This window comes from Microbulbifer sp. MI-G, from assembly GCF_030440425.1.
Classification (GTDB): Bacteria; Pseudomonadota; Gammaproteobacteria; order Pseudomonadales; family Cellvibrionaceae; genus Microbulbifer; species Microbulbifer spongiae.
Window position 1 is genome coordinate 1212786 of record NZ_CP098023.1, and the last position, 15335, is coordinate 1228120.

11 protein-coding genes are annotated in these 15335 nt (G+C 53.4%); 8 read left to right on the forward strand and 3 right to left on the reverse strand.

The genetic code is table 11. The features are described 5' to 3' along the window. Nucleotides 1-398 precede the first annotated feature (398 nt). Nucleotides 399-2879, forward strand: coding sequence for a serine/threonine-protein kinase (locus M8T91_RS05040; RefSeq protein ID WP_301417427.1), 2481 nt, complete (start codon nt 399-401; stop codon nt 2877-2879). Between the two features lie 361 nt (nt 2880-3240). Here M8T91_RS05040 and M8T91_RS05045 read toward each other — a convergent pair whose 3' ends face one another. Continuing rightward, nucleotides 3241-4008 carry a hypothetical protein gene (locus M8T91_RS05045; protein WP_301417429.1) on the reverse strand — a complete coding sequence of 256 codons (768 nt, stop codon included), beginning with the start codon at nt 4006-4008 and terminating at the stop codon, nt 3241-3243. A gap of 73 nt (nt 4009-4081) precedes the next feature. Next, nucleotides 4082-4228, reverse strand: coding sequence for a hypothetical protein (locus tag M8T91_RS05050; RefSeq protein WP_301417431.1), 147 nt, complete (start codon nt 4226-4228; stop codon nt 4082-4084). A 96-nt stretch (nt 4229-4324) separates the two neighbouring features. Between M8T91_RS05050 and M8T91_RS05055 the strand changes: the two genes are divergently transcribed. Continuing rightward, nucleotides 4325-4945 (forward strand): hypothetical protein, encoded by a 621-nt coding sequence (locus tag M8T91_RS05055; RefSeq protein ID WP_301417433.1) that lies wholly within the window; start codon nt 4325-4327, stop codon nt 4943-4945. Between the two features lie 329 nt (nt 4946-5274). On the opposite strand, the gene M8T91_RS05060 is transcribed toward M8T91_RS05055, so the two are convergent. Further along, the gene (locus M8T91_RS05060; RefSeq protein ID WP_301417435.1) at nt 5275-6147 is read right to left on the reverse strand and encodes a LysR family transcriptional regulator; all 873 of its coding nucleotides are present in this window, start codon (nt 6145-6147) and stop codon (nt 5275-5277) included. A gap of 188 nt (nt 6148-6335) precedes the next feature. On the opposite strand from M8T91_RS05060, the gene leuC reads away from it, so the two are divergent. The 6 genes from leuC (at nt 6336) to M8T91_RS05090 (ending at nt 15292) form a co-directional block, all read left to right on the forward strand. Next, nucleotides 6336-7784, forward strand: coding sequence for a 3-isopropylmalate dehydratase large subunit (leuC, locus tag M8T91_RS05065; protein ID WP_301417437.1), 1449 nt, complete (start codon nt 6336-6338; stop codon nt 7782-7784). Next, on the forward strand, nt 7784-8431 hold the full coding sequence (gene leuD, locus M8T91_RS05070; protein ID WP_301417439.1) for a 3-isopropylmalate dehydratase small subunit: 648 nt from the start codon (nt 7784-7786) through the stop codon (nt 8429-8431). The genes leuC and leuD overlap by 1 nt, the downstream gene beginning before the upstream one ends. 30 nt (nt 8432-8461) lie before the next feature. Next, entirely contained in the window at nt 8462-9520 is a 1059-nt protein-coding gene (gene leuB, locus M8T91_RS05075; RefSeq protein WP_436970332.1) for a 3-isopropylmalate dehydrogenase, read from the forward strand. Nucleotides 9521-9559: 39 nt separating this feature from the next. Then, nucleotides 9560-10675: an aspartate-semialdehyde dehydrogenase gene (gene asd / locus M8T91_RS05080; RefSeq protein ID WP_301417443.1), complete on the forward strand. Its 1116-nt coding sequence runs from the start codon at nt 9560-9562 to the stop codon at nt 10673-10675. A gap of 186 nt (nt 10676-10861) precedes the next feature. Then, complete coding sequence (locus M8T91_RS05085) at nt 10862-11857, forward strand: Asd/ArgC dimerization domain-containing protein (RefSeq protein ID WP_301417445.1); 996 nt, start codon at nt 10862-10864, stop codon at nt 11855-11857. A gap of 198 nt (nt 11858-12055) precedes the next feature. Continuing rightward, complete coding sequence (locus tag M8T91_RS05090) at nt 12056-15292, forward strand: motility hub landmark protein FimV (protein WP_301417447.1); 3237 nt, start codon at nt 12056-12058, stop codon at nt 15290-15292. Nucleotides 15293-15335: the final 43 nt, after the last annotated feature.

The following is a 15335-nucleotide window of genomic DNA, read 5'->3' on the forward strand; positions in this document are numbered from 1 at the left end:
TACATAAAGTCTAGATGATGTCAGCCATTGACCATCCAAAAAATATATAAAGTGTTACTGATCAGTGATGAGAAGAATCCTAATGTTGCATTAAAGTCCTTGATGAATCTGTTTGGTCTCCCCTTCCATACACTTTATGTATGATCACTTCATAAATTTGAAGGGGTTTAATTTTTTCAGAAAATAAGGTCTAAGGGTTTTTACACGTAAAATGGTTGAGAGCCGAATGCGGTAGGAATTTTACTTGGTGCCCTGCGGAATATTTCTTTTTTCACGTCAAGTGAGATTTTTCCTGAGATCTTGAGAAGATTGGTTGCCGGTGAGTTGTGATGGAATTGCCACCAATCTCCAGACGGTGATATGTAAATAGTAATTAAGAAAATAATCGGAGGATAGTATTGGACCCGAAGAGTATTGCTGGTTATCGGATCCTGGAAAAGGTCGGTTGTGGGGGGATGGGAGTTGTCTATCGTGCTCGCGATGCGGTACTTGATCGCGATGTCGCACTGAAGTATATCAATTCGCCTTCATCTTGCACAGATGAACTTGTAGAAGGATTGATTCGGGAAGCAAAAATTGCTTCATCCCTGAAGCATCCAGGCATCGTTGCCATCTATGGGTTTTTCCGCGAAGGACCCTGTATTGCCATGGAATACATCTGTGGAGACCCTCTTTCAACTCTTGTGACCGATGGCGGTATCAATTTAAATCAAATCGTAAATCTTGCCTTGCAAGTTTCCGAGGCGCTTCACTATGCCCACCGGTCGGGAGTGGTGCACGCAGATCTCAAGCCTTCCAACATTATGCTTGATTCCAATGGGCGTGCCAGAATATTGGATTTTGGCTTGTCACGCTGGCGCTTGACAGAGGAATTACGCACGGTTTCCTACAGTGGAAAGCACCTCCAACGCCTTACTGGCACTATTCCTTATATGTCGCCAGAGCTGGCACTGGGACAGCCTATCGATTACCGCAATGATATTTTTTCTCTCGGCTGCATATTATTTGAAATGATGACCGGACAACGACCCTTTGATGGCAGTAACCCGGCGGCGATTCTAAACAATCTGCTCAATAATATGCCTCAGGGGATAGATATTCTAAGACAAAATGTTCCGGAAGCGCTGGCCAGCTTGGTTCTAAATATGCTGGAAAAGAATCCTGATCGGCGTCTTTCCTCCCTGGCTGACGCTATTGTGGTATTGAAAAAATTTTCTATTGCTTCATCCCAGACCCGAGAAAAAGTGAAACGCCGGAGATATTGTCGAAAGTGGACGAGAAAGGGTTTGCCGTTAGCGCTTGCGTTTTCTGTTATTTTGGCATTGTATTGGATCTTTCATCCGGCTGATGCCAAGCACCAAGTGCGTGTTTTTCTGGCTCAGCCTGAAAATTATCAAGATGGCGGAGGAGTGCCTCTGGATGGGGTAATCTGGAGCAGTGTAGTCAACGGGTTGCATACGCTGGGATCGGTGCAACCTCTGCTTCGCTATCAGCCTTCTTCAAAAAGTGAGAATCTTGCTGAGTTGGCAAAAGATGCCGGATCTGATGAATGGATTTTTATCCGCTATCAGCCCAATACTTCACTAAACAATATACATTTACAGCGGATACGTACCGAAGATAGCGCTTTACTAAGGCAAGTATATTTTACATTGCCGTATTCCTCCAAACAACAAAGTGCTCAGGCGGTATTTTCTCAGGTTCTGGCACTTTACAACGATATAGAGGTATCGGGATCAAAGAGTTTCGCCAATTTATCTTATGGAACCTACCAGCAATTTGCGAATATTTACTCCAGCTTACATCGAGGCGTCGGGAATAGAGAAACGCTATTCGAGGACTTGCTCTCTTTGATCAATCAATCAAAGGCATTTCCGGCAGCAGAGTTTCTGGCCGTGGATTTGGCCTATGATTTGTATATGGATAGCGGAGTTTCAGACTATCTGTTACGCGCCGAGAAATTGCTGAGCGATTTGCGTGCTTATCATCCAAACTCAATTCTTCTTTTGCAGAGAGAAGCTTGGCTGGCAATTGGTAAAAGGGATATCCTGCGTGTTGAGGAGATAATAGAAGAATTGTCAGAACTTTCTCCTGGAGACCCGGAAATACTGTTTTTGCGATCTAGATTAGCTGAGTTGGAAGGGAAATTAGATCTTGCTAATATTTTACTTTTGCAGGCTTCCGAAATCATCACTCTACCTATTAGTGAACTATATCGGGCGGCGACATTGGCGATACGTGTTGGAGATGTGCATGCTGCAAGGACATACCTCACCCAGATTCTGCAATTGACTCCAGGAAATACCATAACTATGGGCAGGTTAGGCTTGCTGGAACTTCTCTATGGAGATGTAAATCGTGCCATAGCTATTTATAATGAATTGTTACAGCACAAACAACATAGAAGCTACTTGGTCAATATCGGCTTGGCCCTTATGCTACAAAAAAAATACCACGAGGCGCGTCAAAGATTTATACATGCTCTGGAGTTGCAGCCAGGAAGCCGTGTCGTCAAGATAAATCTTGTGGATGTCGAATTAGTATTGGGAAATCGAAAAGAGGCTGAGACATTGTGTGAAAGTCTACTCAGGGACTACCAAGCCATGAAAGATATTGGCGCTAGTGATAAAATGATACAAGCCCAGTGCCTTGCACATCTGGGTCGTTACAAAAAGGCGATTGCGATTACTCAGAAAGTTCTTGCCGAGCTGCCGAGTGATGCCGAAATTGCCTATCAGGCTGCAGTAGTTTACATTTTGTCCGGCGAGAAAAAATCTGCCCTGATGAATGCTCGTAGAGCCTTGAGAAAAGGCATGGATCGGCGTTGGTTTGATTTGCCGGTATTTGCAAATACGCCAGTGGCCGGTCTAAGATCATAAATGACCTTTTCATCACTGAATTCTGGGGTTTAACTCTCTATTCAGGTTGCCGGGAGCAGAGAGATTCGGGCTTGTCAGTAGGTATTCAAATAGCTGTCCGATTGTTTAAAATGAGTGTTTTTATTTTCAACGTGCTTATCCAAAAAATAGTCTTTAATCACCTATTGAACGCCGAGTTATTAAATCAGTCCTCCGTAACTGCTATGATTATTGTTCTTGAAGAGTTAGTATAGTTGCGTAAAGTTGATTGAGCCTCAAATACCCATGTTGATTTACAGCTAATCAACAGGAATTACCTCCCCCCCTTCCCCCAATATTATCGCCATATGGTACAGCCCCATTGGTATGGCTCGACGATGCTTCAGTTGGAACTTCTTATCTCACCTTCATTATCAGTCTGGGGATCTCCGCTCGATCTCACACTGATAGCTCGGGTACGAATGTCGATCAGATAGACTCCGTAGCGATAGATGCCCTTGGTTCCATTGTTACCGTTACCCTCAACCTGGGTGTTACCGCGATAGACAAAACTCTCGTGGGGACCAAAGAACTCCTGAGAGTCGATAGGTGGTTGCTCCAATAGTGGCCGTCCGTAGACTACCAATGGCTGGTGGTACTCTTTCGCGACTTCACTGAAATCCCAGATAACCCGCATGCCGCCCTCTATCGTAATTTGCAACGGCTCGACCCTGAGATTTTCTCCATCTGGAAGCACTTTTACCTCGACCAGGCGCTCTTGCTCGGATTTCCTCTTCAGGGCAAAGGGAAGCCAATGGGAAAAAATAACGGCGGCATTATGATCGCTGTACTCGCCAAATCCTCGCTGGATCAGTGTGCGGAAATGAAATTGTGAGGTGTCGGATTGTGCATTGACAGCCAGTACCTGATTGCGCCCCACCACAACCTGTTCAAAGGGGCCATTGGCAATGATGGTGTGACCGTCGTTGTTGCTGAACTCCACCATGGGAGACCAGCCTGCAGGCAGATTTTGAAAGCGCAGCAACAGATTACTGCCGGTGAGGATCGAGAGCGCTTGCACAGACATACTTAATTCGAGTGTCTCAGAATCGAACTCCACATCGACAATGTAATCCGGTGCGGCAGTATCGAGCGTTTTGATAGTAGACATTTGTCCTCCTTTTTGACAATCGCCACTTGGTTTGGCTTGTTTATTTTTTCCAGTCATTTTGCCGGCCCCAAGATTATACCCACTGGCCATATTGCCACAAGGCTTTGCTGCCGGCAGTGTCGGCAGTGTCGGCAGTGTCGGCACTGACACTGCCGACACTGGTTCGAATCACCTGATAAGAGCTTAACTTATTGTTTTTAATGGTTTTTAAAATTGGCATAAGTTTTGATTCCCATGCTACTGCCATGCGGCGTGCGGCGTGTGTCCTCAGGAACAGGCTGCAACAATTTATTTTATTCAAACAGGAGTCTTACCAATGCCTACCTATACTCTCAATATCGACTTTTGCAAACAGGACCTGGACACACTGTACAAGGCTGGAGAAAAGGTCACCCTGATCAAGCAGTCTTCCAACGGACAACCCGTTGCCTGGGTGGCCTTCTACCCTTTTGAAAACAACACCGTCATCTGGGAGCAGGAGTATGCCCTCTATGCTTCCACCACCCAGATTGAAGGCGGAGCCACAATTCACAAAATGTCAGATGATATGGCTCAGGAGCAGATGATGTACGCTTTTCAAAACGGTAATTTTGGGACACCGCATGCGTCTAGTCAGTTGTCCGAGGGCCAATATGGTGTCGCCAATCAGACACCTATTGATCAAGCCGCAGGTCTTACCTTCGGCCTGGCGCAGAGCGTGCAGGTGAATGGCAGCGCCTATCCAAACAAGCCGATTAATGCGGACTGGGTACCCAGCAAGCACGTGGCGACTTTTACGCCATACGAGAATATCATGCTGTTTATGAATAATAATATTCAAGACGGTATGGTGGTGACGGAAATTTTCAGCCCAAGCCTCACCTTGACCTTTGGCGGCGCCACTACGGAACTCACTGCCAACTACAACGCTGCTACCGGCAGGTTTGCGCAGGCGTAATATTCTTGCCCTGGAGGGCCTCCGTAACGGGGCCCTATTCAAAGAAGAGTGCAAACGAATTTTGCAGACAGTAGTACAATCGTACTGACAAAGGTATTGTTGATCTGCGAGAGTAAGGTTTCTCTAATAGGTGCATGAAGGTATGAGCCAATAATTTAGAGAAGTTACCGAACTCAAAAATACCCATGCGAAACAGGCGTTGTCGATTTGAATCATGATCGGCTATCGACCGAGTGTGACCGTCGTTACCCATAAGACGTTGTATCAAGCTCTGCGCTGAAGCTATAACGGTTACAAATGCGGGTAAGTTTGATATTGAGTGAATTTATTCAATTTGCTGCGTCGAACAGCATCTGCTGCAGTGCACTGGCGGCGTTACTCAGGGTGCGGCCGCGGTGGCTGATCACGCCGAGGTTGCGCAGGATCTGTAATTTTTGCACGGGTAAAATTGCAAGGCTGTTATCCACCAGGGTGTGCGGAAGCACGCTCCAGCCAAGCCCCACACAGGCCATCATCTTGATGGTCTCCAGGAAGTTGGTGGCCAGCTTGGTTGAAAGCTTCAATCCGCGGGCATCAAACTCCCGCTTGATCAGGCGCCCGGTGTAGGTATTGAGATCCGGCAGTATGGCGGGGTAGTTGGCCAGATCGGCCAGCGCCAAATCGGCAATCTCTGTCAGGGGATGGTCCGGCGCCGCCACCACGACACAGGGGTCGGGCCAGATAACCTGTGCATTGAGTTGTGGGTATTCCTTCTGGGCCAGTGTGACTACAGCCAACTCGTATTGGGCTGCCATCAGCGCTTCATAAGCTTGTTCGGAATCCACGAAATCGATGTCCAGGGTTACCTGTGGATAGCGATTGCTGAATGCCCGGAGTACTGGCGGCAGGTGATGCAGGCCCACATGGTGACTGGTGGCGATACGCAGGCTGCCGTTCACGGAACTGCCGAGCGCGCGCAGTTCCCGCTCAGTATCGCTGATCTCATTGAGGATATGGCGGGCTCGGGGAAGCAGGGCCTGCCCGGCCTCGGTCAGTTGCAGGCGCCGTCCAATACGGTTGAACAGAGTAGTGCCAAGTTGCTGTTCGAGGGTCGCAAGACGCTTGCTCGCTGCGGGTTGCGTCAGGTGCAACTGAGCCGCTCCCTCTGAGACGGAGCCCCGCTCGGCAATTGCCAGGAAAGCCCTAAGCCATTGAATTTCCAAGCGCAGTATCCCTCTCGATGCTCTGCAGTGACAGAGTGGACTAGTGGTTGTTGAGTACCTGAGGATACATATTATCCCAAGTAGAATTTTAAATTCCATTAGGGAATACATTTAATAATAAATATAAATTGGTGTTATTTATTGCTGCTGGGTAGACTCAGCCTCTCACCCAACTGAGAGGACAGGCTGTGGCTGGGCAGACACTCTACGATAAACTGTGGTGTGACCATCTGGTCAAGACCCTGAATGATGGCTCCGCACTGATCTATATTGACCGTCACCTGATTCACGAGGTGACCTCACCCCAGGCTTTTGAGGGCCTGCGGCTGGCGGGGCGCCAACCCTGGCGCAAGGATTCGCTGGTGGCCACACCGGATCACAATGTGCCTTCCGAGAGTGCCGAGCGCGCCGCCGGAGTGAGCGGTATTCGTGACGATATTTCCCGCATACAGGTACAGACCCTGGACGAAAACTGCCGGGATTTTGATGTGGTGCAGTTCGGCATCAATGAACCGGGGCAGGGTATTGTGCATGTTATCGGTCCGGAGACCGGGGCAACACTGCCCGGTATGACCGTGGTCTGCGGTGATTCCCATACCTCCACCCACGGTGCCCTGGGCGCATTGGCTCACGGCATCGGCACCTCCGAAGTAGAGCATGTGATGGCCACCCAGTGCCTGATCCAGAAAAAAATGAAAAATATGCTGGTGCACGTAGACGGTGCCCTGTGTCCCGGTGTTACTGCCAAGGATGTCGTACTGGCGATTATCGGCAGGATCGGCACTGCCGGTGGTACTGGCTATGCGATCGAATTCGGCGGTGAAGTGATCCGCAGCATGTCCATGGAAGGCCGTATGACCGTGTGCAATATGGCCATTGAGGCCGGCGCACGTGCGGGCATGGTGGCAGTGGACCAGATCACCCTCGAGTACGTAAAGGGCAAGCCCTATGCCCCCAAAGGCAAGCAGTGGGACAGGGCCGTTGAGGCCTGGAAGCACCTGCACTCCGATGTCGGTGCCAACTTTGATATGGTGATCAAACTGCGCGGCGAGGATATCGAGCCCCAGGTCAGTTGGGGAACTTCACCGGAAATGGTAGCGCCGATCAGTGCCCGGGTACCGGATCCCGCTGCCGAGGGTGATGCCACCAAGCGCACCGGCATGGCGCGTGCCCTCGAATATATGGGACTCGAGGCGGGGCAGAAAATCAGTGATATCAAACTGGACCGGGTATTTATCGGCTCCTGTACCAACTCCCGAATCGAAGATCTGCGTGTTGCTGCGGCACTTGCAAAAGGCCGGCGCAAGGCAGACAGCGTCAAGCAGGTGCTGATTGTGCCCGGTTCCCAAGCGGTGAAGGCCCAGGCCGAGCGGGAGGGGTTGCACGCAATTTTCACGCAAGCGGGCTTTGAATGGCGCGAACCTTCCTGCTCCATGTGTCTGGCCATGAATGCAGACAAGCTGGGGGCTGGTGAGCACTGTGCCTCAACCTCCAACCGCAATTTTGAAGGTCGCCAGGGATACGGTGGCCGCACTCATTTGGTGAGCCCGGGTATGGCAGCGGCGGCTGCCATTGCCGGGCACTTTGTGGATGTGCGCGAAATGGTGCCGGTGCAAGCGGAAGAGGAGACGGCCTGATGAAAGCGTTTACCCTGCATGAAGGGCTTGTGGTGCCCATGGACCGCGCCAATGTGGATACGGACCTGATCATCCCCAAGCAATTCCTCAAATCCATCAAGCGCACCGGGTTTGGCCCCTACCTGTTTGATGAACTGCGCTATCTCGATGAAGGCTATCCCGGGCAGGATTGCTCCTGCCGCCCGTGCAATCCGGATTTCCCCCTGAATTTCCGCCGCTACCAGGGCGGCTCTGTGTTGCTGGCGCGGGAAAATTTCGGTTGCGGTTCCAGCCGTGAGCACGCTCCCTGGGCGCTGGATGACTATGGTTTTCGCGTGATTATTGCCCCCAGTTTTGCCGATATCTTTTTCAACAATTGCTTTAAAAATGGCTTATTGCCAATTGTGCTGCCGGAAGAAGTCGTGCATTGCCTGTTCGAGGAAACCCATGCGCAGGAGGGGTACAGGCTCACTATTGATCTGGAGCGGCAGCACCTGCGCAAGCCCTGTGGTGAAGTGATCCCCTTCACAGTGGATGCATTCCACAGGCACTGCCTGCTCAACGGTCTGGACCATATCGGCCTGACCCTGGAGCACTCGGAAGACATTCGGGCTTTTGAAACGGCGCGGCGGGAAAAGGCCCCCTGGCTTTTCGATGCAGTTCAATAATTAAAGGAAATTGACGTGACAAAGAAAGTAATGATTCTGCCCGGTGATGGCATTGGTCCGGAGATTGTTGAGCAGGCGATGACAGTACTGGAAGTCGCGTCTGGCAAATTGAATCTGGGGCTGCGTTTTGAGCAGGGCCTGATCGGTGGTGCCTCGATTGACGCCCACGGCGAGCCACTTACTGATGCAACGCTCGAGGCTGCAGGCGACTGTGATGCGGTGCTGCTCGGCGCCGTGGGTGGCCCCCAGTGGGACACCCTGGCGCGGGAAATCCGCCCGGAGAAAGGCCTGTTGAAAATTCGCAGTGGTTTGGGGCTCTACGCCAATCTGCGCCCGGCGATACTCTACCCGCAGCTGGCCGGTGCTTCTTCATTGAAACCGGAAGTGGTTTCCGGACTGGATATCCTGATTGTGCGGGAGCTGACCGGAGGCATTTATTTCGGGGAACCGCGGGGTATCCGCACCCTGGAGAACGGTGAGCGCCAGGGTTTCAACACTTATGTATACAGCGAATCGGAAATCGAGCGTATCGCGCGCAGTGCGTTTGAGGCGGCACAAAAGCGCAACGGCAAACTCTGCTCCGTAGATAAGGCCAATGTGTTGGAAGTGACAGTGTTGTGGCGCGAGGTACTGGATCGCTTGGCACCGGAATATCCGGATGTGTCGCTGTCCCATATGTACGTGGACAATGCAGCCATGCAGTTGGTGCGCGCGCCGAAGCAGTTCGATGTCATGGTAACCGGCAATATGTTCGGGGACATTCTCTCCGACGCTGCCGCCATGCTCACCGGTTCCATCGGTATGCTGCCATCGGCATCCCTGAATGAAAGCGGTTTTGGCCTGTATGAGCCCTGCCACGGCTCTGCACCGGATATTGCCGGCCAGGGCGTTGCCAATCCGCTGGCCACCATCCTGTCCGCCGCCATGATGCTGCGCTACTCCCTGGATATGGGCCCAGCGGCGGATGTCATTGAGGCCGCGGTGCATACAGTGCTCGATCGTGGGCTGCGCACCGCCGATATTCATACCGAAGGGTGCCGGAGGGTTTCCACTGCTGAGATGGGCGCCGCTGTTGCTTCTGCCCTGTAACCGACGCGCCTGTTGATCACACCACGCAAGGACATCGCAATGCAAAAAATTGGATTTATCGGCTGGCGCGGTATGGTCGGCTCGGTATTACTGGAACGTATGTGTACAGAGGGCGACTTCGCCCACATCGCCGAACCAGTATTCTTCTCTACCTCCAATGCCGGTGGCAAGGCACCGGATATCGGCCGTGATTTGCCTGCCCTGAGAGATGCCTACGATATCACTGCACTGGCGCAGTTGGATGGGATTGTCAGCTGCCAGGGTGGCGAATACACCCGGGTGGTATGCTCCCGCTTGCGCGAAGCGGGATGGAATGGGTACTGGATTGATGCCGCCTCCAGCCTGCGCATGCAGGATGATGCGGTGATTGTGCTGGACCCTGTCAACCGGGAAGTGATCGACCGGGCAATTGATGCGGGGCAAAAGCGCTTTATTGGTGGCAACTGCACCGTGAGCCTGATGCTGATGGCCCTTGGGGGTCTGTTCAAGGCGGAGTTGGTAGAGTGGGTCAGCGCCATGACCTACCAGGCCGCCAGTGGTGCCGGTGCGCGCAATATGCGTGAGCTGATTGCACAGATGGGCACTATTCGCGATGGGGTTGCCACTAAGCTGGCGAATCCTGCCAGCGCCATTCTGGAGATTGACCGCAAGGTGGTCACTGATATGCGTTCGACCGAATTTCCCACAGAAGCATTCGGTGCCCCCCTGGCCGGAAGCCTGCTGCCCTGGATCGACACCCGGATGGGCAACGGTCAGAGCAGGGAGGAGTGGAAGGCCCAGGTAGAGGCGAACAAGATCCTGCAAACCGCCAGTCCGGTTCCGGTGGATGGCACCTGTGTGCGGATTGGCGCAATGCGCTGCCACAGCCAGGCTTTTACCGTGAAGCTGAACAAGGATCTGCCTCTGGCGGAGATCGAGCGCATTCTCAGCAGTGCCAACGATTGGGTCTGTGTGGTGCCCAATGATCCCGAGGCCACTCTGGCGGCACTGACGCCCACGGCGGTGACTGGCAAGCTGACTATTCCGGTGGGCCGTCTGCGCAAATTGCATATGGGGCCCGAATACCTGAACGCCTTTACGGTGGGTGATCAGTTACTCTGGGGGGCAGCCGAGCCACTGCGCCGCATTCTGCTGATTTTACTGGGCAAGCTGTAACGGGCGTGGGCCTCGCAGAGGCCCCGGAGGCCGCGCTTTTCGGTGTCTGTTAGTAGAGGGCTTTTTGCCAAGCTGTGAACTCCTTCGCGTTAAAAGCTGCAACGGGTTGTCATAGTGGCTTTTTCGACTTTTCCCCGCAGGTATAATCGCCCCTCGCTTTTTCCCAATCCAATCAAGTGAATCGTCATGTCAGAAACCGCTCGCGAACTGGTCATTGTCGGTGTCGATAACGCGGCCTTTGCCCCTCTGCTGGAAATACTGGAAGAGCGGGAAATGATCTCCGCCGAGCAGCTGAGCCTGCTGGAGATACAGGACTGCGAAGTGGACCCGCAGGTATTTGCCAATCGCACGATTCCCGTACAGTCCTTGGGAAAATTTGTTTTTAACGAGGCGCAGGTGGTAATTCTGCTGAAGTCAGGTGACGCTGCCGACGCCGCCATGTCTGCTGCTGAACAAAATGGGGCCTGGGTACTGGATGCCGCAGCCATCACCCGTGGCGACGAAAGCGTGGTGTTGATCCATCCGGTGTTGAACAGTGCGGAATTGGCACATGTTGGGCGCCGGGTTGTGGCACTGCCCAGTGCCGGTGCTGCCATGGTGGCCGAGGCGCTGGCACCACTGAGAGACAGGCTGCGGTCTGTGTATGTGCAACTGAACCAACCGATATCTGCGTTGGGCAAGGCCGCCATCGATTCCATGGCCGCGCAAACAGCGCGTATGTTCAGCGGCCAGGATACTGAAGTTGATCCCGCCATTGGTCACCGTCTCGCATTCAACCAATTGAGTGCCAGCGAGGCTCCGCTTTCCAGTGGTCATACCCTAAGTGAGCTGACTCTGATCCACGATTTGCGCCACCTGCTGGGTGAAGAAGTGGCATTTGACGCTGGTATCAATACGGTTGCCGTATTCCACGGGCAACTGGCCAACATGGGCGTGGTGTTTACAGAGGATATCGATCTGCACAAAGTGCGCGCTTTGTTGGGCAATGGCGCGCGCCTGCAGTTGGCGGAGCAGCCCTCAACAGAAAATGCTGTGGGCAGCGAGGTGACACTCATTGGCCGTTTGCGCCAAAGTCTACTCGACAAGCGCCAGTTCAACCTCTGTGCGGTATCTGACAATCTGCGCAAGGATGTTGCGATAAACTGCGCACAAATTGCTCACTTGTTGCTAAAAAACTACTGATATTTAATACTTAGCCGCCATAGTGAAGGTGTAGTCTTAACTTGGGTGCGGCTGGGAATGGCGAGCTATTCGTCGCAGTTGGCGGCTGCATGCACGGCGGTCAAGATAGTCGAACGATTACCGTTCAGTAATGGGGATGTTCTGAGGGTGCGCTTTTCGGAAGCCCTGGGCAGATTCTAACAATAAAGGGAATCGGATATGCGTGTGCGTAAGCTGGCACTTGCAGTTGGTTTAGTTGGTGCACTGGGAAGCAGCACGGCCCTGGCGCTCGGGCTGGGGGAGATCAAACTCAACTCCACCCTCAATCAGCCGCTCAATGCGGAAATCGGATTGCTGCAGACACGCGGTCTGGATGATACGGAGATCATGGTGCGCCTCGCGGAGCCCGAGGAATTTGAACGTGCGGATGTGGAGCGTTCCTACCTGCTCACTTCGCTGCAATTCGATGTGGATTACTCGGGCAGCAGTCCGGTGATTCGCATATCCAGTCGCGAGCCGATCCGTGAACCCTATTTGAATTTCCTTGTTGAAACCCGCTGGCCCAGTGGACGTCTGTTGCGCGAGTACACCCTGTTGATGGATTTGCCAGCATTTTCGCCCACTACGGCCCAGCAGCCGGTGCGCGCTGCAGAGCGCGAGCGCCAGCAGGTGCGCCGCGACACGCCCGCTCAGAGACCAGCACAACGCCCGGTAGAGTCAAAGCAGCAGCCGGCGATCCAGCCCGAGGTTGACCAGCCCCGTGAAACGCCGGCGGTGCAACAAGCCGGGCCCGCGCGCCACCAGCCCCAGCGCAGCCCGGTAGAAAACACGCACAGTAGCAGTCAGGTCTACGGTCCTGTTTCCTCTTCGGATACGCTGTGGGAAATTGCCTTAAAGAATCGGGTTAGCCGGGCGTTTTCTGTGCAGCAGACCATGCTGGCCATTCAGCGCCTGAATCCCGAAGCCTTTATCAACAACAACATCAATCTGTTGAAAAAAGGTGCCGTATTGCGCCTGCCCAATGCCGATGACCTGCGCGGCGTGAGCCTCACGGAGGCGATTTCACAGGTTGCCGAGCAGAATAATTCTTGGCGCCAGCGCAGTGGTGTGGAGGAAATAGCCACAGGGGCGCCACTGGACGCCCGCGCAGTACAGGAAGAGGATGACGCCAGCGGTGGAGTTGAAGGCCGTGTCAGTCTGGCTGCACCGATGAATAATGAATCTGTTATCTCCGGTTCCGGCAGTGGCGCTGGGGATCATGAGGCATTGGAAGGCAACCTGACCCTGGCCGAGGAAGAGCTGGATAAATCCCAACTGGAAAATACGGAGTTGCGCGAGCGCATTTCAGAGCTTGACGAGCAGATAGATACCATGGAGGCCCTGGTCGAAGTCTCCAATGAGGAGATGCAAGCACTACAAACCGCCGCCGAGCAGTCTGATCTCCTGCTTGATCCCACTGACATGGATGTCGCAGAGGGTGAATCCTCCACGGATGGCACGCTTGCCGCCGATGCAAGCAAATCGCTGAGTGCCTCCACAGAGCAGCTCGGGGTGGAAACTGCAGCCGCGGCGCCTGAAACGCGCAATCGCGTAGTCTCCGTACAGACCAAGCCCGAGCCCACCCTGGTGGAAAGGTTCGGTGGCAATATGCAGCTGATTGGTATTGGTGCCGCAGGCCTCCTAGTAGTGATATTCGGCCTCTTTACCTGGCGCCGTCGCAAAGCTGAGCAGGAGGCGGTTGAACAGCCACTGGAACCATACAGGGTCCCTGAACAGGAACCGGTGGGGGCTACCGAAGAGATGCTCGAGCCGGATCAAACCCTGGCCACTGTGGAGAGTATGGAAGCGGATGATACCTTCGATCTCGCTGACCTTGAGGATGTAGGCACCGATGATCCGGTTTCGGAAGCGGAAATTCACCTGTCCCTGGGCCAGTATGAAGAGGCGGAAAGCAAGTTGCTGCTGGGACTGGAAAAAGACCCACAGGTGGTGGATGCGCGCCTGATGCTGATGGAAGTGTACGCCCACAACCAGGATGTGGAGAAATTCGACGAACACTACCGCCAGCTGCTGGCAATCAGCGACGGCCCGGCCACCGACCGCGCTGCCCGTTTGCGCGAAACCATCACGGGAGCACCGGATTTTGAAGCGCCCGCTGGAGATTTTTCCAGCGAATCTCTGGAAGCCGCGCAATTGGATGCAATTGGTGCTGATCGGGATCAGGACCAATCCTGCGAAACGCTGGTTCTGGATGCCAGTGCCGAACCGGTGGCCGCAGACCCGGGCGATGCGCTTGAGGAAGATACCGCACTGCTCGATGAACTGACCATGGACTTGGCCCTGGATGATGGCAAAGGCGCTGGCAACACTGCCGGGCAGGCTTTATCCCTGGACCTGGAGTTGGATCTGGATACAACGCCCGAGGAGCAGGTCGGGACCGCCGGAGAAGTGGGCGCATCCCCGGATATTGCGTTCAATTTGGATGAATTGGACCTGGACAGTGCCCTTGCTGACAATACCATTCAGCCTGGTGTTGAGACTCAGGGGGAAGCGGATCACGAGTTGAACCTTGATGATCTGGAGCTGGATTCCCTGGAACTGGATACGGTGACTTTGGAAGCCGGGGCCGATGTCACCGATAGAATTGAGGTCACAGAGGGCGATGCCGGGCAGCCGACGACCGGCGCTTCAAGTAGCGGTCTGGATTTTGAACTGGACCTGTCCCTGGTGGAGGATCAAACGGGGACTAAGGAAGAAGAAAGCCCCCTCCTCACCGCTGATCTTGCCGACTCCCTTGTTCTTGAAAACACCCTGGCAGTGGAATCTACTGATGAGGGTAATTCCGGGTTGGAAAACAAGGTTGCGGGTGATGAGGAAAGCCTGCCTCTGGAAGCGGTTTCCGAAGACGATCTGGCAATGATCGGTGGTGAACTGGAATCGGAACTGGATCTTGACAGTATCGACCTGGACGATATCGCCAAGGATTTGTCCTCCATGGAGGTGTTGTCAGAGCAAACGGATATAATTTCTGACAGACCAGCCAGCGGTGGTGAGGAGTCTTCAAGTGGGGATTCCATCGGAGAGCCTCCCCCCCTCAAAGATGCATTAGCACCGATAGATGCATCCAGCGCTGGCGGTCTCGCCCTGGAAGAAGAGCAGGAACCCTCGGCTGGAGCCGCGGCTAATACCTCACCGCAGCTTGAGACTGTTGCTGAGAAAGAGCTGGGTGTGGAATCTGATTTTGACGATCTGGATTTCAACCTGGAAAGTGATCTCAATCCCGAACTGAGCCTGCTGGAAGGGGGGGATGAGATGGAAACCAAGTTGGAACTGGCGCAGGCCTATCTGGATATGGGCGATGAGGATGGTGCCAAGGATATTCTCAAGGAGGTGGCCCAGGATGGTGGTGGTGAACACAAAAGCCGGGCCGAGAAAATGCTGGAGCATATGGTGTAAACGGCGACTGCACTTCATATTAAAAAAACCTCGCACTGGCTGC

What these genes read in the sequence shown, in the direction of transcription:
- M8T91_RS05045 (WP_301417429.1), bottom strand. Translation starts at nt 4,008, where the DNA reads ATGTCTACTATCAAAACGCTCGATACTGCCGCACCGGATTACATTGTC.
- M8T91_RS05050 (WP_301417431.1), bottom strand. Translation starts at nt 4,228, where the DNA reads ATGCCAATTTTAAAAACCATTAAAAACAATAAGTTAAGCTCTTATCAG.
- M8T91_RS05055 (WP_301417433.1), top strand. Translation starts at nt 4,325, where the DNA reads ATGCCTACCTATACTCTCAATATCGACTTTTGCAAACAGGACCTGGAC.
- leuD (WP_301417439.1), top strand. Translation starts at nt 7,784, where the DNA reads ATGAAAGCGTTTACCCTGCATGAAGGGCTTGTGGTGCCCATGGACCGC.
- leuB (WP_436970332.1), top strand. Translation starts at nt 8,462, where the DNA reads ATGATTCTGCCCGGTGATGGCATTGGTCCGGAGATTGTTGAGCAGGCG.
- asd (WP_301417443.1), top strand. Translation starts at nt 9,560, where the DNA reads ATGCAAAAAATTGGATTTATCGGCTGGCGCGGTATGGTCGGCTCGGTA.
- M8T91_RS05085 (WP_301417445.1), top strand. Translation starts at nt 10,862, where the DNA reads ATGTCAGAAACCGCTCGCGAACTGGTCATTGTCGGTGTCGATAACGCG.
- M8T91_RS05090 (WP_301417447.1), top strand. Translation starts at nt 12,056, where the DNA reads ATGCGTGTGCGTAAGCTGGCACTTGCAGTTGGTTTAGTTGGTGCACTG.